The organism is Streptomyces sp. NPDC050806 (assembly GCF_055586425.1).
The window spans coordinates 606732-629314 of sequence record NZ_JBVJIF010000002.1 but is presented as its reverse complement, the minus strand read 5'-3'; the positions used below and the strand labels follow the sequence as shown (position 1 = coordinate 629314).

The window sequence follows — 22583 nt, the reverse complement described above, 5'->3', positions numbered from 1 at the left end:
CTGTCTTCGGGGCATGGAAATTCCCTTCGGATTTCCCTGCGCGCCCTCTCGCGAGGCCCGGTTTCCATTTCCTGCAGAGCGCCTCTGGATTACCGGACCGCGCCGCGCCGTCACCTACAGCGGGGAATTCTCGTCACCCCGTCCCGGGGCATTGCCGGAGTCAAAGACAGGGAGAGCAACATGGAGAGCGAAGTGATCGTCGTCGGTGCCGGTCCGGCCGGGCTGATGCTCGCCGCCGAACTCCGGCTGGCGGGCGCCCGGGTCACCGTCCTCGAACGGCTCGAAGGACCGAGTGGCGAATCACGCGGGATGGGCTTCACCGCGCGCACCATGGAGGTCTTCGACCAGCGCGGCCTGCTGCCGCGCCTCGGCGAGGTCGGTAAGGCCCACGCCGGACACTTCGGCAGCGTGCCGATCGACATGGGCGTGGGCGACGGGAGCCACGCCGGCGTCAGCGGGGTCCCGCAGTCGCGTACCGAGGCGATGCTCGCGGGCTGGGCCGCCGAACTCGGTGCGGACGTCCGGCACGGTCACGAAGTCGTCGGCCTGGCGGCGGACGACGAAGGTGTCGAGGTCGAGGTACGCGGCCCCGACGGCGCCTACCGGCTTCGGGCGGCCTATCTCGCCGGGTGCGACGGCGGCCGCAGCACCGTACGGCAGCTGGCCGGTTTCGACTTCCCCGGTACGGACTCGACGGCGGAGATGCTCCTCGCCGACGTACGGGACCTCGACCTCGGCCGCCACCACACGGGCGGGCGGCTGCCGGGCGGCGTGATCCTGGTGGCGCCGCTCGAGAACGGTGCCCACCGCATCGTCGTCTCCGAGCACGGCCGGCGCCCCCGGCCGCGCACCGGGCCGCCGCGCTTCGACGAGGTGGTCGAGGGGTGGCGCCGGCTGACGGGCGAGGACATCTCCGGTGTCACCCCGTTGTGGGTGAGTGCCTTCGGCGACGGCGCGCGGCAGGCGGCGGAGTACCGCCGCGGCCGGGTACTGCTGGCGGGGGACGCCGCGCACATCCATCTCCCCGCCGGCGGTCAGGGCATGAACGTCAGCATCCAGGACTCGGTGAACCTCGGCTGGAAGCTGGGGGCGGTGGCCCGGGGCCGGGCCCCGGAGACGCTGCTGGACACCTACCACGGCGAACGCCACCCGGTCGGCGCGCAATTGCTGACGAACACCCGCGCCCAGGGCGTGCTGTTCCTCGGCGGCGAGGAGATGCAGCCCCTGCGGGACGTGCTCGCCCGGGTGTTCCGGTTCGAGGAGGCCGGCCGCTTCCTGGCCGGCATGGTCAGCGGCCTGGACATCCGGTACGACGTCGGGCCGGACGGGCACCCGCTGCTCGGCCGCCGGATGCCGCACCAGGAACTCCTCCTGCCGGAAGGCAAGACCAGCAGCACCGCGCTGCTCCACCGGGCCCGGGGAGTGCTGCTCGACTTCACGGCCGGCGGCCGGCTGCGGGGCGTCGCACGCGGTTGGGCGGACCGGGTGGACCACGTGGCCGCGGAGCCGCACGGCATGTCCGCCGACAGCCCGCTGCAGGGCACCGACGCCGTGCTGGTGCGTCCCGACGGGTACGTCGCGTGGACGGCGCCCTGCTCCGGCTCCGCGACGGACGCCCTGACCCGCTGGTTCGGCCCCGCCTCCGGTGGCTGACGCCCTCCCGCACAGCTGTGTCCTGCCCCTTCACCCAAGGAGACGACGTGCCCTCGCTGGCCGCTTCACCCGTCATGCCGGACATCCGCCGTACCGACGCGAGCGCTGTCTTCATCAGCCACTGGTACGTGCCCGATCGCGCACACGGCCTCCGCGACCTGGACGACGTCCTCGCCCAGTGGGAGGGCGCCGCGTGGCCGGCGGGATTCGTCTCGTTCAGCTGCTTCCTGAGTACCGATGACGACACCGTGCTGACGTACGCCCAGTGCGCCGACGCCGGCTCCTACCGCCCGTTCGTCCGCGCTCTCCGGGGGCCGGCCGGCGCCGAACCTGTCGAGTACCGGCTGCACCGCAGCGTGGTCCTCGGCGGCGCCGCACAGCCGCCCGGCTGTATGGTCACCGCCTTGTTCGACATCGACGGCCCCGAACGCCAGCGCCGGATCGTCGCCTCCGTGGCCGACTCCCTGGAGGACGCGCGTGGCCGGCTCCCCGGCATGGTGTCCGCGAACTTCCATCTCAGTACGGACGGCACCCGCGTGCTCAACTACGCGGAGTGGACCTCCGACCGGGCCCACATCGCCTTCCTCGAAGGCGCCGCACGCGCACAGGCGCTGCGCATCACCACCGACATGCCCGGGGTACGGCCCATCGGCTACAAGCGGTACCACCTCCACCGGAGCGTGAGCGCGTAGCGCCGTCCCCACTCCGCCACCGTCCGGAGCGCCACCGCACGACGAACCCGTTGGGGAGAACTGAATGATCAACGTATTCCAGCCCAGTCTGGGACAGGAAGAACTCGACGCGCTGGCCGAGGTGTTCGACAGCAACTGGCTGGGCCGGGGGCCGAGGACCCAGGCGTTCGAAGCCGAGTTCGCGGCGCACCTCGGCGTCCCGGCCACGAACGTGCTCTTCATCAACAACGCCACCGCGGGCCTGTTCCTGGCGGCCGAGCTGCTGGAACTGGGGCCGGGCGACGACGTGGTCCTGCCCTCCGTCAGCTTCGTTGCGGCCGCCAACGCCATCGCCGCGACCGGAGCACGACCGGTGTTCTGCGATGTCGCGCAGCGCACGCTCAACCCCACCGTCGCCGACGTCGAACGGGCCCTGACCCCGCGGACCAAGGCCGTGCTGGCGCTCCACTTCGGCGGTGCGCCCGGCGAGATCGGCCGACTGGCCGAGCTGTGCCGGGAGCGGAACGTCGTCCTGGTCGAGGACGCCGCCTGTGCGGTGGCCTCCAGGGCGGACGGCCGGACGTGCGGGACGTTCGGGGACATCGGGGTGTGGAGCTTCGATGCCATGAAGACGCTCGTCACCGGTGACGGCGGCATGCTCTACGTACGCGACGACGCCCTGATGGCAGCGGCTCGCCGGCTGGCCTATCACGGCATGGGACAGGCCAGCGGATTCTCCTCCGCCCGGGCGTCCGCCCGGTGGTGGGAGCTGGACGTCCAGGGGTTCGGCCGCCGGATCATCGGCAACGACCTCACCGCGGCGCTCGGCAGTGTGCAGCTGCGCAGGCTGCCGCAGTTCATCGAGGCGCGGCGCCGGACCGCCGAGCTGTACGACCGGCTGCTCTCCGGCGTCGAGGGCGTCACCCTCCCGCCGCGGCAGCCGGCCGGCCACCTCTCGTCCCACTACTTCTACTGGGTCCAGCTCGACCCGGGCATCCGCGACCAGGTCGCCGCCGACCTGCTGGCGGCCGGCATCTACACCACCTTCCGCTATCCGCCCCTGCACAAGGTGGCGGCGTACGGTGCGAGCACCGATCTGCCGGCCACGGACCTGGCGGCGGAGGTGACGCTGCTGCTGCCGCTGCACCAGGGGCTGAGCTCCGAGGACGTCCGGAAGGTGGCCGACGAGCTGCGCAAGTCGGTCGAGAACCGCCGGCCCGCCACCGGAGGCTGAGTCGTGCGCGTCGCAGAAACCTCCGTTCCGGGAGCGTTCGTCCTCACTCCCGAGCAGCTGCCCGACGAGCGCGGCGTCTTCTACGAGTCCTTCCGCACCGACGTCCTGGAGGAGGCCGCCGGGCGGACCTTCACCACCCGGCAGATCAATTACTCCAGCTCCCGGCGCAATACGCTGCGCGGACTGCACAGCGTGACCAGCCCGCCGGGGCAGGCCAAGTACGTCACCTGCGTACGCGGAGCCGTGCGGGACATCATCGTCGACCTCCGCATCGGCTCCCCCTCCTTCGGACGGTACGACGTCAACGTGCTCGACGCCGGCTCGGCCCGGTCGGTGTTCATCCCCGAGGGCGTCGGGCACGGGTTCCTGGCCCTCACCGACGACGCCTGCGTGTGCTACGTGCTGTCCACCGCCTACGTCCCCGGCACGCAGATCGACATCCATCCGCTCGACCCGGATCTCGCCCTCCCCTGGGACTTCACCGAACCACCGCTGATGTCCCCCAAGGACTCCCGGGCCCCCGGCCTGGCCGCCGTCCGGTCCGCCGGGCTGCTCTCCCGCTGGGCGCAAAAGATCCCTTGACCTCAACTCGTGTTCAGGTCATACCGTCCTGAACATCACCGGCCCCGGGACGCCGACCGCTCTGTCGCCCGAAGAGAGAAGACCCTGCTCATGAACGTGACCGCCCCACCGCGGGCCACCAAACGCGAGTGGCTCGGCCTGGCCGTACTGGCCCTGCCGTCCATGCTCGTGACCATGGACCTGACGCTGCTGCACCTGGCGGTGCCGCACCTCAGCGCGGACCTCGACCCCAGCAGCTCACAACTCCTGTGGATCACGGACATCTACGGGTTCCTGATCGCCGGATTCCTCGTCACCATGGGCACCGTCGGCGACCGTGTCGGACGCCGGCGGCTGCTGCTGGGCGGCGCCACCGTCTTCGGGATCGCCTCGGTGCTGACGGCGTACGCGCAGACTCCCGAGATGCTCATCGTCACCCGGGCCCTGCTCGGCATCGCCGGGGCCTGCCTCGCCCCCTCGACCCTCTCGCTGATCCGCAACATGTTCCCGTCGCCGCAGCAGCGCACCACGGCCGTCACGGTGTGGTCCACCAGCTTCATGCTCGGCGGCGCCCTCGGGCCGGTGGTCGGCGGTGTGCTGCTCGAACACTTCTGGTGGGGCTCGGTCTTCCTGCTCGCCGTGCCCATCATGGTGCTGCTGCTCGCCGTCGGCCCGGTGCTGCTGCCGGAATACCGCAATCCCGAAGCCGACAGGGTGGACCTGGCCAGCGCCGCGCTGTCGATGGTCTCCGTCCTGTCACTGATCTACGGGCTGAAGGAGGTCGCCAAGCACGGCCTCCAGCCGGTGCCCGCGGTGATGATCGTGGTCGGGCTGGCCGTCGGGGTCGTCTTCGTACGGCGCCAGCGCGGCCTCGCGCACCCGCTGCTCGACATGGCGCTCTTCCGCAACCGTGCCTTCAGCGCCTCGCTGACCACGCTGCTGCTCACCGTCATGTTCCTCATGGGTGTCCAGTTCGTCGTCGCCCAGTTCCTGCAGAGTGTGCTGGGACTGTCCCCGATGCAGGCGGGCCTGTGGATGCTGCCCGCGGTGCTGGCGGGCATGGTCGCGGCCCTGGCCGCGTCGGGCATCGTCAGCAAGGTGCGCTCCGCCTACGTCTTCGGGGCCGGCATGGTCGTCGCCGCCGTGGGCTTCGGCCTGCTCACCCAGGTCGAGGCCGGGTCCGGCCCGGGTGTCGTGGTGGCCGCTTCGATCCTGATGTTCGCCGGCCTCGCGCCGGTGTCGGCCCTGGGCATCGACATGATCGTCGGCGCCGCTCCGCCCGACCGGGCAGGACCGGCCGCCGCCATCTCCGAAACCGCCAACGAGTTCGGCGGCGCGCTCGGCATCGCCGTCGTCGGCAGCATCGTCAACGCCGTCTACCAGAGCCGGATGACCGGCGAGGTGCCCGCGTCGGCGCCCGCCTCCGCCGGTGACACCCTCGCCGGGGCCCTGCAGGCGGCCGCGCGGCTCCCGGGGCAGGCCGGCGACGCGCTCGCGGAGGCCGCCCGGTCGGCGTTCGCCCACGGGCTGCAGATGAACGCACTGGTCGCCACCCCCCTGATCCTGATCACCGCTGCCGTCGTGACGGTGGTGCTCCGCAACGTGAACCCCGCCGAACAGGCGGAGGACGACGCCGTGGACCACGCGGACGGCGGGAAGGACGTGGCCCCCAGCAGCCTGTAGCACCACGCACCGACCGCAGCAGGGGTGCGGCCGCCCGGAAACGGGTGGCCGCACCCCTGCTGCGCTGTGCGCGGCCACCCGGCCGTCGCACGATCCCGTACCAACGCCATGAGGAGACGACCCCGATGAAAGCCCTGGTGCTGTCGGGCGGGGCGGGAACCCGCCTGCGCCCCTTCAGTTACTCCATGCCCAAACAGCTGATACCGGTGGCCAACAAGCCGGTCCTGGAGCACGTGCTCAACAACGTGCGCGAGCTGAACGTGACCGACGTCGCCGTCATCGTCGGTGACTGGGGAGCGGAGATCGCCTCCGTGATCGGCGACGGCTCCCGGCTCGGCCTGCGGATCACCTACATCCCGCAGGACGCACCGCTGGGCCTGGCCCACTGCGTCACGCTGGCACGCGACTTCCTCGGGGACGACGACTTCGTCATGTACCTCGGGGACAACATGCTCCCGGACGGCATCGGCGCCATCGCCCGGGACTTCGCCGCCCACCGGCCGGACGCCCAGGTGGTCGTGCACCAGGTGGACGACCCCCGCGCCTTCGGCGTCGCCGAGCTCGGCGCGGACGGATCGGTACTGCGGCTGGTCGAGAAGCCCCGGGAGCCGCGGAGCAACCTGGCGCTCATCGGCGTCTACTTCTTCACCTCCGCCGTCCACCGGGCGGTCGCCGCGATCGAGCCCAGCGCCCGGGGCGAGCTGGAGATCACCGACGCGATCCAGTGGCTGGTCAGCCATGGCGGGCACGTAAAGGCCAGCGAGTACACGGGCTACTGGCGCGACACCGGCCGGGTCGAGGACGTCCTGGAATGCAACCGGGACCTCCTCGCCGGGCTGCGCACCTCCATCGAGGGGGAGGTCGACGACGCGAGCCTGCTGATGGGGCCCGTGGTCATCCACCCGGGCGCGCGCGTGACCCGCTCCTGCATCGAGGGGCCGGCCGTCATCGGTGCCGGTGCCGTCATCGAGGACAGCCACGTGGGCGCGCACACCTCGATCGGCAGGGACTGCGTCCTGCGCGACATGCACCTGGGCTACTCCATCGTCCTCGACGGCGCGCAGATCTCCCAGGTACGGGGGCTGCACGGTTCGCTGATCGGCCGCGGGGCGACGGTGCGCTCCTCCACTCCCCTCGACACGCCCCGCCACCGCCTCGTGGTGGGGGACCACACCCAGATCGAGGTGGCGGCGTGAACCTGCTCGTGACCGGAGGCGCCGGCTTCATCGGCTCCCACTACGTGCGCACCCTGTTGTCCGGCGGCTACCCGGGGTTCGAAGACGCCCGGGTGACCGTCCTGGACAAGCTCAGCTACGCCGGGAACCGCGCCAATCTGCCCACCGCCCACCCCCGGCTGCGCTTCGTGCGGGGGGACATCTGCGACCTCCCCCTCCTCCTGGACCTGTTTCCCGGCCATGACGCCGTGGTGCACTTCGCCGCCGAGTCGCACGTCGACCGTTCCCTGGAGTCCGCGGCGGAGTTCGTCCGCACCAACGTCGGAGGGACCCAGACCGTGCTCGACGCCTGCCTGGAAACGGGCATCGAGCGCATCGTCCACATCTCCACCGACGAGGTCTACGGGTCCATCGCGCGGGGTTCCTGGACCGAGGAGCAGCCGCTGCTGCCCAACTCGCCGTACGCCGCCAGCAAGGCCGGCTCCGACCTGATCGCCCGGTCCTACTGGCGGACCCACGGCCTGAACCTGTCCATCACGCGGTGCTCCAACAACTACGGCCCGCGTCAGCACCCCGAGAAGCTGATCCCCTTCTTCGTGACCAACCTGCTGGAGGGCCGCCCGCTCCCCCTGTACGGCGACGGCGGCAACGTCCGCGAATGGCTGCACGTCGACGATCACTGCAGAGCCGTTCACCAGGTCCTCACGGCCGGCCGGGCCGGCGAGGTCTACAACGTCGGCGGCGGTGACGAACGGACCAACCTCGCCCTCACCGAACGCCTGCTGGAGCTGTGCGGTGCGGACGACTCCATGATCCGTTACGTGGCGGACCGCAAGGGCCACGACCTGCGGTACGCCTTGGACGACACCAAGATCCGCGAAGAGCTGGGGTACGCGCCGCAGGTGCCCTTCGACCGGGGCCTGGCCGACACCGTGGCCTGGTACCGGGACAACCCCGACTGGTGGCGGGCCGCCAAGGCCGGCACCGCTGCCGAGGTGCCGGCCGCTGTCCCCGCGGCCGGGCAGGAGGTCCTGGCGTGACGGCGCTGCGCGCACGGACGGACAGCGCCTCGTCCGCCCGCTTCGCCCACTCCGCGAGCGTGTCCGACGGCGCCATGATGCGCACCGAGGACATCCCGCGCTGGCTGGCCGAGCGCCGGCGCGCGCACGCCTTCGAGGTGCGGCGCATTCCCTTCGCCGACCTCGACGGCTGGTCCTTCGAACGGGCCACGGGGAATCTCGTGCACCGCAGCGGCCGCTTCTTCACGGTCGGAGGGCTGCACGTGCGCACCGGTACGCAGCCCTTCCCCGAATGGCAGCAGCCCATCATCAGCCAGCCCGAGATCGGCATCCTCGGCATCCTCGCCAAGCGCTTCGACGGAGTGCTGCACCTGCTGATGCAGGCCAAGATGGAGCCGGGCAACCCCGGACTGCTGCAGCTCTCACCGACCGTCCAGGCGACGCGCAGCAATTACACGAAGGTGCACCGAGGGGCGGACGTTCAGTACATCGAGTACTTCATCCGGCCCGAGCGCGGCAGGGTGGTGGCCGACGTACTGCAGTCCGAGCACGGCTCGTGGTTCCACCACAAGCGCAACCGCAACATGATCGTCGAAACGGACGAGGACCCGCCGCTGCACGAGGACTTCTGCTGGCTCACCCTCGGGCAGATCGGCGAACTGCTCCGGCGGGACAACGTCGTGAACATGGACGCCCGGACGGTGCTGGCCGGTGCCCCGACCGGCGGGGACGAGCCGCGGGCGCTGCACTCCGACGCGGAGCTGATGTCCTGGTTCACCGCCGAACGCGCACGCCACGAGGTCCGGGCCGATCCGCTGCCCCTGAACGAGACCCGGGGGTGGGTGCGGGGCGAGTCGTCGATCGACCATGAGGAAGGGCGCTACTTCAAGGTCGTGGCGGTCGACGTGGCGGCCGGGAGCCGTGAGGTGTCCCGCTGGACGCAGCCGCTCATCGAACCCGTCGGACTCGGCGTGACCGCGTTCCTCGTCCGCCGCATCGGCGGTGTGCCCCACGTGCTGGTCCACGCGCGGGTGGAGGGCGGCTTCCGGGACACCGTCGAACTGGGCCCCACCGTCCAGTACACCCCCGGCAACTACGCCCACCTGCCGCACGGGCAACGACCGCCCTTCCTCGACCTCGTCCTGTCGGCGGACCCGGCGCGCATCCGTTACGAGGCGGTGCTCTCCGAGGAGGGCGGTCGCTTCCTGAACGCCGAGAGCCGCTACCTGCTGATCGAGGCCGACGAGGCCGAGGCGCCGGACGTGCCGCCTCCCGGCTACCGCTGGGTGACCCAAGGCCAGCTGGCCGCCCTGGTGCGCCACGGCCACTACGTCAACGTACAGGCCCGCACGTTGCTCGCCTGTCTCCGCACCCTTCCGCTCCGATGGGGAGAACCGCAGTGAACGTGACAACCGGCAAGCAGACCATGGAATACAGCCAGGAACACGCCGAGATCTACGACGCCATCCACGCCTCGCGGGGCAGGGACTGGGCCGCCGAGGCGTCCGGCATGACGGAGCTGGTGCGGCAGCGCTTCCCCGCGGCGGACTCGCTGCTCGATGTGGCCTGCGGTACCGGGGAGCACCTGCGTCACTTCGCCCGGCACTTCGGGGCGGTGGCGGGCCTGGAACTGTCGGAAGGCATGCGGGAGATCGCCGCAGCGAAGCTGCCGGGCGTCCCCGTCCACCCCGGCGACATGCGCGACTTCGACCTCGGGCGCACCTTCGACGCGGTCACGTGCATGTGTTTCTCGCTGGGCTACATGGACTCCGTCGGCGACCTGCACGACGCCATCGGGAGCCTGGCCCGGCACACGGTTCCCGGCGGTGTGGTGATCACCGAACCGTGGTGGTTCCCGGAGAAGTTCCTCGACGGCTTCGTGTCCGGAGCGGTGACCCACGAGGAGCACCGCGTCATCAGCCGCGTCTCGCACTCCGTACGGGACGGCCGGACGAGCCGTATGACGGTCCGCTACACGGTGGCCGAGCCCGGCGGCATCCGGGACTTCACCGAGACCGAGGTGCACTCCCTGTTCACCCTGGACGAGTACCTGTCCGGCTTCGCCGCGGCAGGCATCGAGGCGCAGTACACCGAGGGCGGCCCCAACGGCCGCGGCCTCTTCGTCGGTGTCCGCAAGTGAGGAACACCCGGCATCCGCAAACGATCAGCAGCCCCGCAACGAAAGGAGCACGACCGTGCGAGTGATGTTCGCGGTCTTCCCGTCCACCTCACACCTCTACCCCGTCATTCCGCTGGCGTGGGCACTGCAGAACGCCGGGCACGAGGTCTGCGTCGTCGGCCACCCCGGGATGGGCGCGGCCGACATGGCCCCTACGGCGACCCGGGCGGGCCTCACCGCCGTCACCCTCGGCGATACGGTCGTCCCCACCGGCGAGGATGACGGCACGGCCGCGACGGAGGCCGGCTCCGCACCCGCCGACTCGCCGGACGACGGGGGCGCCCGGCTGGACATCCCGGCGGACGCCTTCTCGCTCGACGTCACCCACAGCACCGAGTGGGAGCAGCTCAGGGACTACCTGGTCGCCATCGTCGGACAGTGCTACCCGCTGGAGGAGCCGGGCTCGGGACGTCCCGGCATGGTCGACGAACTCGTCGGCTTCGCCCGCTCCTGGCAGCCCGACCTCGTCCTGTGGGACCCGCTGTGCCTGCCCGCGCCGGTCGCGGCACGCAGCGTCGGTGCGGCTCATGCCCGCATCCTGTGGGGCCAGGACAAGATCGCCTGGGTGCGCGCGCAGGCCCGGGAGCGGGGCGACCGTACGGACCCCCTGGTGGAGCTGGTCCGGCCGATGCTGAGCCGGTACGGGCTCGACTTCACCGAGGAGACGCTGCTGGGGCAGTGGAGCGTCGACCTGGTGCCCCAGACCGCACGGCTGCCCCTGGACACCCGCACCCTTCCGCTGCGCTGGGTCCCGTACAACGAGGCGTCCGTCCTGCCCGACTGGCTCCGCGAGTCACCGGAGCGGCCCCGGGTGTGCCTGACGCTGGGTGTCAGCTCGCGCAACCTCTTCGGCAAGGACACCGGCTTCCCGCTGGCCGAGGTGCTCGACATGGTGGCCGAGCTCGACATCGAGCTGGTCGCCACGCTCAACAGTACGCAGCTGACCGGCATCGGACCGCTGCCCGACAACGTCCGCGCGGTCGACTTCGTACCGCTCAGCCAGCTGCTGCCCACCTGCTCGGCGATCGTCCACCACGGCGGGTGGGGAACCTTCTCCGCGGCCGTGGCCCAGCGGGTACCGCAGCTCATCATTCCCGTCCCCACCTGGGACGAACGGGTGGCGGCGCGGTACGTCGAGCGGCGGGGCGGCGGCATCGCCCTCGACTCCGCCGAGTTCAGCGTGGACCTGCTGCGCAAACAGCTCGTCCGGCTCCTGGAGGAGCCTTCCTTCCAGGAGGGCGCCGCGCGGCTGTACGCCGACCGCCTCGCCGCCCCGTCCCCCGGTGAGATCGTGCCGGCCCTGGAGCGGCTGACCGCTCACCACCGCGTCGACGTGCGCGGATGACCGGGACCACACGCCGTTGCGGCGAGCCCGCCGGACAGCACTGAGGAAGGACGCATGGAATACACACGCCTGGGGCGCACCGCACTGCAGGTGAGCAGACTGTGCCTGGGAACGGTCAACTTCGGCGGCCGGGTGTCCGAGGAGGACGGCCATCGCATCATGGACCAGGCCCTGGAACACGGCCTGAACTTCCTCGACACCGCCGACATGTACGGGTGGCGGGTGCACAAGGGGTACACCGAGGAGTCGATCGGCCGGTGGTTCGCCGGGAACCCGGCGAACCGGGACCGGACCGTGCTGGCCACCAAGGTCGGCAACCCGATGTCCGACGCGCCCAACGACAGCGGCCTGTCGGCCCGGCACATCATCGCTTCCTGCGAGGCGTCGCTGCGCCGCCTCCGGACCGACCGGATCGATCTGTATCAGCTGCACCACGTGGACCGCACCGCGCCGTGGGACGAGATCTGGCAGGCCCTGGACCTGCTGGTCTCCCAGGGGAAGGTGCTCTACGTGGGGTCCTCCAACTTCGCGGGCTGGCACGTGGCCATGGCCCAGGAAGCGGCCGCCCGCCGGCACTTCCTGGGCCTGGTGTCCGAGCAGTGTGCGTACAACCTCGTCACCCGCCTGGTGGAGCTGGAGCTGATCCCCGCGGCGGAGGCGTACGGCATGGCCGTCCTGCCGTGGTCGCCGCTGCACGGCGGGCTGCTGGCGGGGGTGCTGGAGAAGCTGCGCGACGGAACCGCGGTCAAGTCGGCCCAGGGGCGTGCGGTACCGGCGCTGAAGGAGCACTTCGACCGCGTCGAGGAGTACGAGCGTCTCTGCCGTGATCTCGGTGAGCCGCCGGCCCGCGTCGGGCTGGCCTGGGTGCTGTCCCGGCCGGGGGTCACCGCCCCCGTGATCGGCCCGCGCAGTGGCGGTCAACTGGACGACGCGGTCGCGGCGTTGGATCTCCGCCTGCCGGCCGAGGTTCTGTCACGGCTCGATGCGCTGTTCCCGGGGCCGGGCTCGGCGGCCCCGGAGGCGTGGATCACCGGCTGACCACCGCGCCGGGCCGGCCGAAGCCGGTTCCCGCGGGGCGCACCTCAGCCCTTGGCACCGGGCTTGCACGCGTACGTACCGAGCAGCTGCGGCCCGGTGCCATGGACCGAGAGGTCGTCGTCCGGATTGGCCATCCTGCAGCGTTCCAGCGAGAGGCAGCCGCAGCCGATGCAGTCAGCGAACCGGTCGCGGATCTGCTGGAGCTGGAGGATGCGCAGGTCGAGTTCGTCCTGCCAGCGCTCGGACAGCTTCAGCCAGTCGCTGCGCGTGGGCGTGCGGTTGTCCGGCAGGGTCGCGAGCACCTCGGCGACCTCCGACAGCGGGATGCCGAGCCGTTGCGCGAGACGGATGAGCGCGACCCGCCTCAGCGTCTCACGCTTGAAACGCCGCTGGTTGCCGCTGGTGCGCCGACTGGTGATCAGCTTCTGGCGCTCGTAGAAGTGGAGCGCCGAGACGGCTACTCCGCTGCGGGCCGCCAGCTCACCGACGGTGAGTTCGCCGTGCTCGGAGCCGGTTCCTCTCGTGGCCACCGCATTCCCCCCATTCTCCCCGATGTCCCGCCCGCACCGGTATCGCCGTGGCAACCGGCCGGGCGGGATTGACCTCAACACGTGTTGAGGTTGCAGGATTTGATCGTAACAACCCGAAACCGGAACGCACTTGAGGAGGGCCCGTGGCCCGGACCGTCAGCCCGCTGCCCGACATAGCCCGGCCGGACGCCGGATTGGCCTTGGTGAGCCCGCTCTACGTGGGGTCGCCCGCCCGGCAACTCGTGGCGAGCGAAGCGGCCACGGCCCCGTGGCGCGAGCGCCCCGCACCGGAGGGCTTTCTTTCGTTCAACACGTTCGTGAGCACCGATGGCGAGAACGTCCTGACGTACGCCCAGTGGACGGGCCAGGACGCCTACGACGCCTTCGTGCGTGCCGAACGGGGCAGGAAGGACGGGGTGGACGGAACGGGCGACGTGCGGCGCGCCGACCCCATCCGCTACCGGCTGCACCGCAGCAACGTGACCGACCCCGGAACCGTTCCCGGCTGCATCGTCGCGCCGGTCTTCGACGTCGACGGCCCCGAGCGCCAGCGCCTGGTCGCCGACGCCCTGCTCGACGGCCCGCTGGCCCCGCCGTACCCCGGCCTGGTGGCCCTGCACTTCCATGTCAGCACCGACGGGTCCCGGGTGCTCAACTACGCGGAGTGGGTCGACGAGGAGTCCCACGAGAACTTCATGAAGAGCGAGATGCCCACCAAGGCGTTCGAAGCCATCCAGGACATGCCCGGCGTCCGCGGCCTCGGAGGCAAGCGCTACGTACTCCACGAGAGCGTCACCGCCCCGCGGTGACACCGGCCCGCGGTGGCCCGCGGTGGGCCCGCCCTTCCCGGCGGGAGGGGCGGCCCGGCCCCGGCCGGGCCGCCGTCGCGGTACTCGCCCGCCTACGCCGCCGGCACGCCCTCGAACCAGGTGGGGGCCTCCTCCGTGGCCAGCTTGATGCGATGGAGGGCGAAGGAGTCCAGGGGCGGCAGGGAGTCGAGTGCGAACCAGCCGACCTCCAGCGACTCGTCGTCGTTCACGCGGCACTCGCTGCTCTCCGCACGGCAGAGGAAGCAGATGTCCATGAACTGGCAGCGGTCGCCGTTGGGGTACGTGACCGGCTCCAGGGCCTGTACCAGGAGGACGCGCTCCGGGACGCAGTGGACGGCGGTCTCCTCCAGGACCTCGCGCGCGGCGCAGACCGCGGGCTGTTCGCCCGGGTCGGGAATGCCGCCGATGATCGACCAGCGGCCGCTGTCCGCGCGTCGTCCCAGCAGCACCCGGCCCTCGTCGTCGAGGACGATGGCGCTGACACCTGGCATCCAGAGCAGCTGGTGGCCGGCGGTCGCGCGGATTTCGCGGATGAAGTCGGGTGTCGCCATGCCCGCACCCTAGCGAGCGCCCGGCGGCGGAACGAAATGCTTCCGGCGCGTTACCTGGGGCGTTCCGCCGTCCGCGCGACCGGGCGGTGCCGGGGGCCGTCGCTGGGCGGCGTCCTGGGCGGGAGCCGCAGGCTAGGCGGTGTCCGGGGCGGGGTGCGGCCGCAGGCCGAGGCGGGAGCGGATGCAGCGGACGGCGGCCTCCGCGTCGTCCACGGTGACGGTGAAGGTACGGCCGTCGCCGAGCCGGAGGATCACCGCCTCGCCGCGCCGCACGATCACGGCCGTGCCCTGCTCGGGACGCCAGCGGTAGCCCCAGCCACCCCAGTGGCAGGGCGTGACGCGGGGCGCGAAGTCGACGTCGACCACGTGTGAGAGCGGGATGCGGCGGCGCGGCAGCCCGATGTGGCCGCAGCGCACTTCGAGGCAGTCCTTGTCGACCCGTACGGCCACGTGGACGAAGGCGAGCGTGCCGAAGAGGACGAGCAGTCCGGCGGCGACGCAGCCGACGACGGCCATCAGCAGCGGGGTCGCGCCCGACGTCCAGGCGTTGTCGACCGCCAGCTCGATGCCCAGTGCCATGCACGCCGCTCCGGCGGCGGCCAGCAGCCACTGGAAGCGGTTGGTCGCGCGGCCGTGCCAGACCTCGGGGACGGCGGCGCAGGGCGAGTCCTGCGCGCCGTTGCTGTGGGGGGCAGCTGCCCCCTCCTGGGGGTGGTCCCTCATGGTTCGCAGCGTACGCGTCTTCCCGTCGTGCGGCAGCGGGCGGCACAACGCGCTGTGACGCATGAGACGCCGAGCCATGAGTGTGCCGAAGGAGGCGGAGCCGATCCTTCAGTTGACGCTCCCCGTAACGGGTCGGCTCCGTTGCGTGCCCGGCCGTCAGGGGGGCGCCGCACTGAGGAGCGCCCTGCGCCGTACCGGAGGAGCGCGCCTGCGCCGTGCCCGAGGGCGGCCCGGCTACCGGGCCGGTTCCGCCGTGGGTTCTCCGGGTGCGGGGACCGCGGCGCCTCGAAGAGCGGTGGAACCGGCGTCCGTACCGGCGAGCAGCCTGCCCTCTTCGTAAGCCAGCGCCGTCTCCGGGAGCGAGCCGGCACGCCCGCTGAGGATGACGGTCAGCTCGCGGCTCGGAGTGGCCGCGGGAGCCGGCTCGGCACCGATGCGGCGCAGCGCCTGCGCGGCGACCGCCTCCGCCGAGCCGTACAGGGTGAGCGCGGGCCCCTCCGGGCTCTGGAGCGCGTCCCTGATGCGCCCGGCGACCAGCTCGTAGTGGGTGCAGCCGAGAACGACGCCGCGTACGCCCGGTGGAGTGAGGGCCGCCGCCGCGGTGACCGCGGCGGCGATCGCCGCGTCGTCGGCGGCCTCGACCGCGTCGGCGAGCCCGGGGCACGGCACCTCGGCGACCTCGGTGTCCGCCGCGAACGACCGGATCAGGCCCCGCTGGTACGGGCTGCCGGTGGTGGCGGGCGTGGCCCAGATGGCCACCGGGCCGCCGGCGGCCGCCGCGGGCTTGATCGCGGGGACGGTCCCGATCACCGGGAGGCCCGGCTCCAGCTCGGCGCGGAGCGTGGGCAGCGCGTGGACGGAGGCCGTGTTGCAGGCGACGATCAGGGCGTCCGGACGGTGCGCTGCGGCGTTCCTGGCGACGGCGAGCGCGCGCTCCGTGAGGTCGGCCGCGGTACGCGGGCCCCACGGCATGCCGTCGGGGTCGGAGGAGATGACGAGACCGGCGTCGGGCCGCAGCCGCCGCACGGCCGCGGCGGCCGCGAGCAGGCCGGAGCCGGAGTCCATGAGCGCGATCTTCACCCGGACACTTTACTCAGCCGGACCCGGTACGGGCCGCACCGGGCCGGTTCCACGGCGGACGGTGCGCCGTGCGGCACACTGCCGGGGTGGCTGTGATGGCGTGGATCGCTGGGGCGTCGCTGGTGGCGTGGGGCTGGCTGCTGGCGGGCCAGGGCTTCTTCTGGCGGACGGACGTACGGCTGCCGCCCGGGACGGACGCGAGGCTGCCGCCCGGCACGGAGGCGACGCTGCCGCCCGGCACCACCCGCCGGCCGCCGGACGGCCGCGCAGGGCCCGTACGGGGGGTTCCCGAGCCGCCCGCCGAGTGGCCCTCCGTGGCCGTCGTCGTCCCCGCGCGGGACGAGGCGGAGGTGCTGCCGGTCAGCCTGCCGTCGCTGCTGGCGCAGGCGTATCCGGGTCGCGCCGGGATCGTCCTCGTCGACGACGGCAGCACGGACGGCACCGGCGGGCTGGCCCGGGCGCTGGCGGACGGAGCCGGCGGGTTGCCGCTCACCGTGACCTCGCCCGGCGAGCCGGCCCCGGGGTGGACGGGCAAGCTGTGGGCGGTGCGGCACGGCATGGCGCTCGCCCGGGAGCGGACGGACGCGGAGTACGTGCTGCTGACCGACGCGGACATCGCGCACGGGCCGGACAGCCTGCGCGCCCTCGTGTCCGCGGCCCGCGCGGCCGACCTGGACCTGGTGTCGCAGATGGCACGGCTGCGGGTGGCGGACTTCTGGGAGCGGCTGATCGTCCCCGCCTTCGTGTACTTCTTCGGCCAGCTGTACCCGTTCCGCTGGGTGAACCGGCCGGGCGCGCGTACCGCGGCGGCGGCCGGCGGCTGCGTCCTGCTGCGCCGGGACGCGGCCGAGCGGGCCGGCATTCCGGAGCGCATCCGGCACGCGGTGATCGACGACGTGACACTGGCCCGCGCCGTGAAGCGCTCCGGGGGCCGGCACGGGCCGGATTCGGGGCGGATCTGGCTGGGACTCGCGGACCACGTGGACAGCGTGCGGCCGTACCCGCGCCTGGCCGACCTCTGGCGGATGGTGGCGCGCAGCGCGTACGCACAACTGCTGCACAGCCCGCTGCTCCTGGTGGGCACGGTCCTGGGCCTGGCGCTGGTCTACCTGGCGCCGCCGGTCGCGCTGGTCGCGGGCCTGGTGGGCGGCAGCTTGCCGGCCGCGCTCCTCGGGGGCCTCGCCTGGGCGGTGATGACGGGCACCTACCTGCCGATGCTGCGCTACTACCGTCAGCCGCCGTGGACGGCGCCCCTGTTGCCCTTCACGGCGCTGCTGTACCTCCTGATGACGGTCGACTCGGCCGTGCGGCACTACCGGGGGCGCGGCGCCGCCTGGAAGGGACGGACGTACGGGGCGCCGCCCTCGGGAGCGGGGACCGCCGCCCCCGGAGAGGCGTCGGAGGGCGCCTGAGGGCGTGACGTGTGCGCGCCCGGACGGGCACGCGGGCCGCGCGCTTCACTTCCGGCCCGGCGCCCACCGCATCCCCCAGCCGTACGCCTGGTCCACCGTGCGCTGCGGGCTGACGCCCCGCTCGGGGACGAGGTAGCGGGCCTCCCGCTGGACGACCAGTTCGCTGCCCGTATTGAGGAGCAGCGCCAGTGCGCACACGTTGGACGGCACGGTGCACTCGTCGAGGGAGAAGTCGACGGGCGCGCCGCGCTGCGGGGTGAGGGTGACCGTGGCGTTGAGGTCCCCAAAGCTGCGCGCGCCTTCGTAGATGGTGACGAAGAAGAGGATCCGCTTGATGAGGTGCTGGTGGTCGAGGTTGACCGTGAGGTTCTCGCCGGCGGCCACGGCGCCGGTGCGGTCGTCGCCGTCGAGGTGGAGGTAGGGCGGGGCGTGCAAGGAGCCGAAGGCGTTGCCCAGGGCCTGTACGACGCCCTTGCTGCCGTCGGTCAGTTCGTACAGCGCGCCCAGGTCGAGGTCGAGCGCTGCGGGGCCGGCGAGCGCGCGGCTGAGCTTGCGGCCCCAGCCCGTCCCCTGGGGCGCCGGGCGCATCTGCCAGTTGAGGTTCACCCGCAGCGCGCCCGACGTGCCGCCCTGCTTCGTCAGCGAGACGGCGGGGGCGTCCTTCGTGAGGGTGACTTTCGACAGACGTACGGGGGTGAGGGCGGACGGGCTTGCGGCATGCGCCGGGGGCGCGGGGGTTGACGCATCGGGTTGACCCGGCGTCACCGAGTGCGCCGGTGCGGCCGCGGGCGCCTCGGGGACGGCAGCTGGCGCCGGGGCGGTCGGCTGCAAGGGCGCCGGGGCAGGCTGCCGCAAGGGCGCCGGACCCGGATCGTCCACGCTGATCCCGTAGTCCGTGGCCAGTCCGGCCAGCCCGCGGTCGTAGCCCTGGCCGACCGCGCGGAACTTCCAGCCGCCCTGCCTGCGGTAGAGCTCGCCGAGCACGAAGGCGGTCTCCACGGTGGCGTCCTGGCTGTCGAACCGCACGAGTTCGGCACCACCGGAGGCCGCGGCCCCGGCCCCCGGAGAGCCGGCGCCGCCCGCCTTCGTGCCCGTCGCGTCGAGGACCCGCACGCTCAGCCCCGGTACCTGCCCGAACGTTCCGCCGTCCGCGGAGGCCGCGAGCACCACCCGCTCGATCGCCGGTTCCACGGCGGTGAGGTCGACGGCGAGGACGTCGGCGGCGGTGCCGTCCGCGGTCCGCTTGCCCTCGTGGCGCACGGCGCCCGAGGCGTGCGCCGGCTGGTTGTAGAACACGAAGTCGCCGTCGTCCCGCACCTTGCCGCCGTCCAGCAGCAGCGCGGACGCGTCCACGTCCGGGACGCCCGGGCCGGTCCGCCAGCTCAGCTCGATCCGTACCGCGCCGGCCTCCACCGGAGCGTTGCCCCCCTTGGGCATCGACATGGCCGCCTCCTTCGGTTTCGCGCGCCCGCTTCGCGGCACGCCGCCTCCCAACCTAGGGGGTCTCCGACATGCTCCGGACCTGGCGACGAAGGCAAGATTTCACCTTCCGGTGAGCGGCTCTTTACACGTTTCAAACGGGTGCTGGCGACCGATTTTCCCAGGTTCACCCACATTAGTGATCCGCCACCACTACCGACACGTAAAACAACCCTCTTTTCAGGCTCCCCAACCAGCACATCGTGGGCTTAACTTAAGAGGCATGACCTCCCCCCGCTCTACCTACGGCGGCGGCTACTACGCTTCGCCCTCCTTCCCGGACACCCCGATCTACGACAGCCTCGTCGCCGAACGCGGCACACCCCAGATCGCGCCGATCAGGGTCCAGCCCCCGTACGACATCGGGTCATCGTCCTCGTACTCCGCACCGGCCCTGCCGGCGCTGCCCGCGCTCCCCTCCGGCCCGTCCCACACGCCCGCCCAGCAGGGGTATCCCGGCCAGGCGCCGATGCAGCCGGCCCCCGCGCCGTACATCCCGCAGCAGTCCGCGGGACAGGGCTATCCGAGCCAGCACCAGCAGCCCCGGCGCCCGATGAGCACCGGCTACGAGGCGATGCGCCCGGCGGCCCCGGTCGCGCCGCGCCCCGCTCCGTACGAGGACCCGTACGGCCGCCCGCAGCATCCGCGCGGCTACTGACGCCGACGTCCGGACAACTGTCCTGCCGCCCGGCCAATTGTCCGACCCGGCTGGCAGGATGGGCACATGCCGAACTCGCGCCTCCGTGCCCTCCAGCTGTACCCGGTGAAGTCGCTCGCGGGGACCGCCCCCGGCTCCGCCGACGTGGAGCCGTGGGGCCTGGCGGGAGACCGGCGCTGGCTCGTCGTCGACGAGCAGCGGCGGCTCGTCACGCAGCGGTCCCGGCCGCAGCTGGCGCTGGCCGTGGCGGAGGCAGGGCCTGACGGGGGAATCAGGCTCAGCGCGCCGGGGATGACGGAGCTGTCCGTGACGGTCCCGGACCCCGGTGCGACCGTGCCGGTGCAGGTCTTCCGCGACAAGGTGGAGGCCGTGCCCGCGGCCGCCGAGGCCGCGGACTGGTTCAGCACGTATCTGGAAACCGAGGTCACGCTCGTTCACATGGACGACCCGGCCGTCCGCCGGCCTGTGCGCCAGGACTACGGACGGCCGGGCGACACGGTGAGCTTCGCCGACGCGTTCCCGCTGCTGCTCACCACCGTGTCTTCACTGGACGCGCTCAACTCCCTCATCGCCCAGGGCGACCACGCCGACGAGGGACCGCTGCCGATGGACCGCTTCCGGCCGAACGTCGTCGTCGAGGGCACGGCGCCATGGGCCGAGGACGACTGGCGGCGGGTGCGGATCGGCGAGGTGACCTTCCGCGCCGTCAAGCCCTCCGACCGCTGCGTGGTGACCACCACCGACCAGCGCACCGCCGAGCGGGGCAAGGAGCCGCTGCGCACGCTCGCCCGGCACCGCCGCATCGGCGACGACCTCGTGTTCGGGCAGAACCTCATACCCGAGTCGCGCGGCACCCTCCGCGTCGGCGATCCCTTCGAGGTCCTGAGCTGACGTCAGCACGTGTTCTCACGCCGTCGCCACCACGCCTTCGCGAGTCGTCGTGTCCGCACCGCAGCGCCCTTCCGTGCGCACGCCACGGAGTGCGGCGCAGCGGGGCTACGCCCGTTGTTGTGCGCACGGCGCACCCCTCGTCGGCCGCGTTGCGGGGCCCCGTGCCGCCTGCCTAGAGTGAACGCACTGCGGTTGCGACAGGGAGATTCACGTGCGGAGGACCGCCGGGGACGCGACGGGAGATCGCCTCATCCCCGTGCACCACATGCGCCCGGGCGACCACGCCTTCGTCAGTTACGACAACGACGAGGTCCGCTGGGAGGTCCTGACCGCCTTCACCCGTCTCGGCCTGGCCCGGGGCGAGCGGGTCATCGTCTTTCCGCGCCCCGGCATCCCCCAGGAAGAGGTCCTGGCGCGGCTGGACTTCCCGAACCGCACCACGGCCACGGCCCGCATCAGAGGACAGTTGGTGCTCAGCAGCATGCGCCGGCTCATCAGCCCCGATCCCGCCTTCACGGCGGACCGGCAGTGGAGCCGGCTGCGCGAGGAGACCGCGCAGGCGGTAGCGGACGGATACACGGGCCTGCGGACGTTCATCGACATGCACTGGGTGCCGGCCCTCGGCGCGGACGTGCGCACGATGATGCACCGCGAGTCGAACGCCCACGACCTGTTCACGGGGCGCCCGTACAGCGAGATCTGCGCGTACGACCGGCGCTGGTTCACGCCGGAGGTGCTCACCGCCATGGCTGAGGCGCACCCTCGCAACCTCCTCGAAAGGCTCGGTGCGCTGCATACGGAGCGCGCTCCGGACGGTGCGCTGCGCTTCGTGGGCGAGGCCGACGCCGCCATGAAGCAACGCTTCCTCACCGACCTGGAACTCGCCCTCCTGCAGAGCGCGGACGCCGGCAGGCTCGTTCTGGACCTGACCCGGCTGCACTTCCTGTCGGTCGGCTGTGCCGCCGGCCTCCTCTCGCTCGTCCAGGAGGCGGGTGGTCACCACCGGGTCGGGATCCGGTGCGGGCCCGTGCACATCGGCCTGCTGCGAAGGCTGGGAGCGGAGTCGATCCCGCGGCTGACCCTGTCGGAGGTGGCGCGCCCGTGCTGATCCCCGAGTCCGCCCGTCCCCAGGGCACGGGCAACGAAGCGAGCGTCAGATACCTGCTCCAGCGGCGGTTCACGGCCCGGCTGCTCCCCCAGGTGCGCCTGCTCGTCGAGGAGTGCGCGGCCCGTGAGGGGCTGGCCGAGCCGCGGCGCGGGGAGTTCGTGCTGGCGGTGGACGAGGTGGCGAGCAACGCCGTGGAGCACGCGGGCGGCAGCGGCCGGCTGGTGCTGCGCCGGACCGAGCACGAGCTGGAGTGCCTGGTCATCGACTCGGGTCCGGGCTTCACCGAGGCCGTCATCCCCGAGCTGCTGCCGGGGCTGGACGGCGCGCCAACCGGTCGCGGGCTGTGGATGGCCCGGCTGGTCGCCGACCGGCTGTCGATCACGCCGGGGCCGGCGGACGGCGCGATGGTCACGCTGGCCGTCCGGCTGCCCTGATCACCCCGGGAAGGCCGCTGGACGGCCGCTGAGCGCCCTGCCGCCGCCTCCCGCGCCAAGACCCCCACCGTCCACGTTCCGGGGCCTTCTCGTGGCCGTTTCGCGATCTCCCCACCGCCTTCACCGCATCCGGCGGCGATAGGATGGAGCCCCGTACCGGGTGGGCGTCGGATGCCTCGCGCCCCGAAGCACCTTGCCCCTCCCGCGCCACGCGCCCTGTCGCAGCGGCTGCCGCGGAGCACGGTCATGTCCCGTGATTTTGCTCTCCACTTCGCGAAAACCGTGCATGAAGGGCCCGGATTGAGGTAGTTACGCACACGGAAGGGGGG

Annotated in this window: 22 protein-coding genes; 17 read left to right on the top strand and 5 right to left on the bottom strand. The window is 72.2% G+C overall.

The features are described 5' to 3' along the window. The first annotated feature begins 180 nt into the window (after positions 1–180). The 11 genes from ACZ6WH_RS08260 (at position 181) to ACZ6WH_RS08210 (ending at position 12558) form a co-directional block, all read left to right on the top strand. Positions 181–1653 (top strand): FAD-dependent monooxygenase, encoded by a 1473-nt coding sequence (locus tag ACZ6WH_RS08260; protein ID WP_469726898.1) that lies wholly within the window; start codon positions 181–183, stop codon positions 1651–1653. Positions 1654–1700: 47 nt separating this feature from the next. Next, positions 1701–2345, top strand: coding sequence for a hypothetical protein (locus tag ACZ6WH_RS08255; RefSeq protein ID WP_469726897.1), 645 nt, complete (start codon positions 1701–1703; stop codon positions 2343–2345). A gap of 64 nt (positions 2346–2409) precedes the next feature. Next, positions 2410–3558, top strand: coding sequence for a DegT/DnrJ/EryC1/StrS aminotransferase family protein (locus tag ACZ6WH_RS08250; RefSeq protein WP_469726895.1), 1149 nt, complete (start codon positions 2410–2412; stop codon positions 3556–3558). 3 nt (positions 3559–3561) lie between these two features. Beyond that, positions 3562–4140: a dTDP-4-dehydrorhamnose 3,5-epimerase family protein gene (locus ACZ6WH_RS08245; protein ID WP_469726893.1), complete on the top strand. Its 579-nt coding sequence runs from the start codon at positions 3562–3564 to the stop codon at positions 4138–4140. A gap of 90 nt (positions 4141–4230) precedes the next feature. Further along, entirely contained in the window at positions 4231–5802 is a 1572-nt protein-coding gene (locus ACZ6WH_RS08240; RefSeq protein WP_469726892.1) for an MFS transporter, read from the top strand. A 125-nt stretch (positions 5803–5927) separates the two neighbouring features. Continuing rightward, positions 5928–6998 (top strand): glucose-1-phosphate thymidylyltransferase, encoded by a 1071-nt coding sequence (locus tag ACZ6WH_RS08235; protein WP_469726891.1) that lies wholly within the window; start codon positions 5928–5930, stop codon positions 6996–6998. After that, on the top strand, positions 6995–8017 hold the full coding sequence (gene rfbB / locus ACZ6WH_RS08230) for a dTDP-glucose 4,6-dehydratase (protein WP_469726889.1): 1023 nt from the start codon (positions 6995–6997) through the stop codon (positions 8015–8017). Before ACZ6WH_RS08235 ends, rfbB begins: the two co-directional genes overlap by 4 nt. After that, on the top strand, positions 8014–9399 hold the full coding sequence (locus ACZ6WH_RS08225; RefSeq protein WP_469726887.1) for an NDP-hexose 2,3-dehydratase family protein: 1386 nt from the start codon (positions 8014–8016) through the stop codon (positions 9397–9399). The genes rfbB and ACZ6WH_RS08225 overlap by 4 nt, the downstream gene beginning before the upstream one ends. After that, positions 9396–10136 (top strand): class I SAM-dependent DNA methyltransferase, encoded by a 741-nt coding sequence (locus ACZ6WH_RS08220; protein ID WP_469726886.1) that lies wholly within the window; start codon positions 9396–9398, stop codon positions 10134–10136. The genes ACZ6WH_RS08225 and ACZ6WH_RS08220 overlap by 4 nt, the downstream gene beginning before the upstream one ends. 64 nt (positions 10137–10200) lie before the next feature. After that, complete coding sequence (locus tag ACZ6WH_RS08215) at positions 10201–11520, top strand: activator-dependent family glycosyltransferase (RefSeq protein WP_469727213.1); 1320 nt, start codon at positions 10201–10203, stop codon at positions 11518–11520. Positions 11521–11574: 54 nt separating this feature from the next. Then, positions 11575–12558 (top strand): aldo/keto reductase, encoded by a 984-nt coding sequence (locus tag ACZ6WH_RS08210; protein ID WP_469726884.1) that lies wholly within the window; start codon positions 11575–11577, stop codon positions 12556–12558. Positions 12559–12602: 44 nt separating this feature from the next. Here the strand turns inward: ACZ6WH_RS08210 and soxR are convergent, their stop codons facing one another. Then, positions 12603–13088: a redox-sensitive transcriptional activator SoxR gene (soxR, locus tag ACZ6WH_RS08205; RefSeq protein ID WP_432851519.1), complete on the bottom strand. Its 486-nt coding sequence runs from the start codon at positions 13086–13088 to the stop codon at positions 12603–12605. 143 nt (positions 13089–13231) lie between these two features. Between soxR and ACZ6WH_RS08200 the strand changes: the two genes are divergently transcribed. Beyond that, positions 13232–13897, top strand: coding sequence for an antibiotic biosynthesis monooxygenase (locus ACZ6WH_RS08200; RefSeq protein WP_469726883.1), 666 nt, complete (start codon positions 13232–13234; stop codon positions 13895–13897). Positions 13898–13989: 92 nt separating this feature from the next. Here ACZ6WH_RS08200 and ACZ6WH_RS08195 read toward each other — a convergent pair whose 3' ends face one another. The 3 genes from ACZ6WH_RS08195 to ACZ6WH_RS08185 all read right to left on the bottom strand — a co-directional run bounded on the left by ACZ6WH_RS08195 (position 13990) and on the right by ACZ6WH_RS08185 (position 16272). Continuing rightward, on the bottom strand, positions 13990–14469 hold the full coding sequence (locus ACZ6WH_RS08195; protein ID WP_469726881.1) for an NUDIX hydrolase: 480 nt from the start codon (positions 14467–14469) through the stop codon (positions 13990–13992). Positions 14470–14601: 132 nt separating this feature from the next. Then, complete coding sequence (locus tag ACZ6WH_RS08190; protein ID WP_469726879.1) at positions 14602–15192, bottom strand: hypothetical protein; 591 nt, start codon at positions 15190–15192, stop codon at positions 14602–14604. A gap of 234 nt (positions 15193–15426) precedes the next feature. After that, positions 15427–16272 carry a glutamate racemase gene (locus ACZ6WH_RS08185; RefSeq protein ID WP_469726878.1) on the bottom strand — a complete coding sequence of 282 codons (846 nt, stop codon included), beginning with the start codon at positions 16270–16272 and terminating at the stop codon, positions 15427–15429. A gap of 95 nt (positions 16273–16367) precedes the next feature. Between ACZ6WH_RS08185 and ACZ6WH_RS08180 the strand changes: the two genes are divergently transcribed. Further along, positions 16368–17684 carry a glycosyltransferase gene (locus ACZ6WH_RS08180; protein WP_469726876.1) on the top strand — a complete coding sequence of 439 codons (1317 nt, stop codon included), beginning with the start codon at positions 16368–16370 and terminating at the stop codon, positions 17682–17684. 45 nt (positions 17685–17729) lie between these two features. On the opposite strand, the gene ACZ6WH_RS08175 is transcribed toward ACZ6WH_RS08180, so the two are convergent. Further along, positions 17730–19127, bottom strand: coding sequence for a TerD family protein (locus ACZ6WH_RS08175; RefSeq protein WP_469726874.1), 1398 nt, complete (start codon positions 19125–19127; stop codon positions 17730–17732). 259 nt (positions 19128–19386) lie between these two features. On the opposite strand from ACZ6WH_RS08175, the gene ACZ6WH_RS08170 reads away from it, so the two are divergent. From ACZ6WH_RS08170 to ACZ6WH_RS08155, 4 genes are all read left to right on the top strand, one after another. Beyond that, entirely contained in the window at positions 19387–19821 is a 435-nt protein-coding gene (locus ACZ6WH_RS08170; RefSeq protein ID WP_361562396.1) for a DUF6643 family protein, read from the top strand. Between the two features lie 66 nt (positions 19822–19887). Next, positions 19888–20712 (top strand): MOSC domain-containing protein, encoded by an 825-nt coding sequence (locus ACZ6WH_RS08165; protein ID WP_469726872.1) that lies wholly within the window; start codon positions 19888–19890, stop codon positions 20710–20712. Between the two features lie 211 nt (positions 20713–20923). Beyond that, the gene (locus ACZ6WH_RS08160; protein WP_469726870.1) at positions 20924–21820 is read left to right on the top strand and encodes an MEDS domain-containing protein; all 897 of its coding nucleotides are present in this window, start codon (positions 20924–20926) and stop codon (positions 21818–21820) included. Further along, positions 21814–22254, top strand: coding sequence for an ATP-binding protein (locus ACZ6WH_RS08155; protein WP_469726868.1), 441 nt, complete (start codon positions 21814–21816; stop codon positions 22252–22254). The genes ACZ6WH_RS08160 and ACZ6WH_RS08155 overlap by 7 nt, the downstream gene beginning before the upstream one ends. Positions 22255–22583 lie beyond the last annotated feature (329 nt).

Excerpts from the sequence above, each read along its gene's own strand:
- ACZ6WH_RS08260 (WP_469726898.1), top strand. The coding sequence starts at position 181 with ATGGAGAGCGAAGTGATCGTCGTCGGTGCCGGTCCGGCCGGGCTGATG.
- ACZ6WH_RS08250 (WP_469726895.1), top strand. The coding sequence starts at position 2,410 with ATGATCAACGTATTCCAGCCCAGTCTGGGACAGGAAGAACTCGACGCG.
- ACZ6WH_RS08240 (WP_469726892.1), top strand. The coding sequence starts at position 4,231 with ATGAACGTGACCGCCCCACCGCGGGCCACCAAACGCGAGTGGCTCGGC.
- ACZ6WH_RS08235 (WP_469726891.1), top strand. The coding sequence starts at position 5,928 with ATGAAAGCCCTGGTGCTGTCGGGCGGGGCGGGAACCCGCCTGCGCCCC.
- ACZ6WH_RS08215 (WP_469727213.1), top strand. The coding sequence starts at position 10,201 with ATGTTCGCGGTCTTCCCGTCCACCTCACACCTCTACCCCGTCATTCCG.
- ACZ6WH_RS08210 (WP_469726884.1), top strand. The coding sequence starts at position 11,575 with ATGGAATACACACGCCTGGGGCGCACCGCACTGCAGGTGAGCAGACTG.
- ACZ6WH_RS08195 (WP_469726881.1), bottom strand. The coding sequence starts at position 14,469 with ATGGCGACACCCGACTTCATCCGCGAAATCCGCGCGACCGCCGGCCAC.
- ACZ6WH_RS08190 (WP_469726879.1), bottom strand. The coding sequence starts at position 15,192 with ATGAGGGACCACCCCCAGGAGGGGGCAGCTGCCCCCCACAGCAACGGC.
- ACZ6WH_RS08180 (WP_469726876.1), top strand. The coding sequence starts at position 16,368 with ATGGCGTGGATCGCTGGGGCGTCGCTGGTGGCGTGGGGCTGGCTGCTG.
- ACZ6WH_RS08175 (WP_469726874.1), bottom strand. The coding sequence starts at position 19,127 with ATGTCGATGCCCAAGGGGGGCAACGCTCCGGTGGAGGCCGGCGCGGTA.
- ACZ6WH_RS08170 (WP_361562396.1), top strand. The coding sequence starts at position 19,387 with ATGACCTCCCCCCGCTCTACCTACGGCGGCGGCTACTACGCTTCGCCC.
- ACZ6WH_RS08165 (WP_469726872.1), top strand. The coding sequence starts at position 19,888 with ATGCCGAACTCGCGCCTCCGTGCCCTCCAGCTGTACCCGGTGAAGTCG.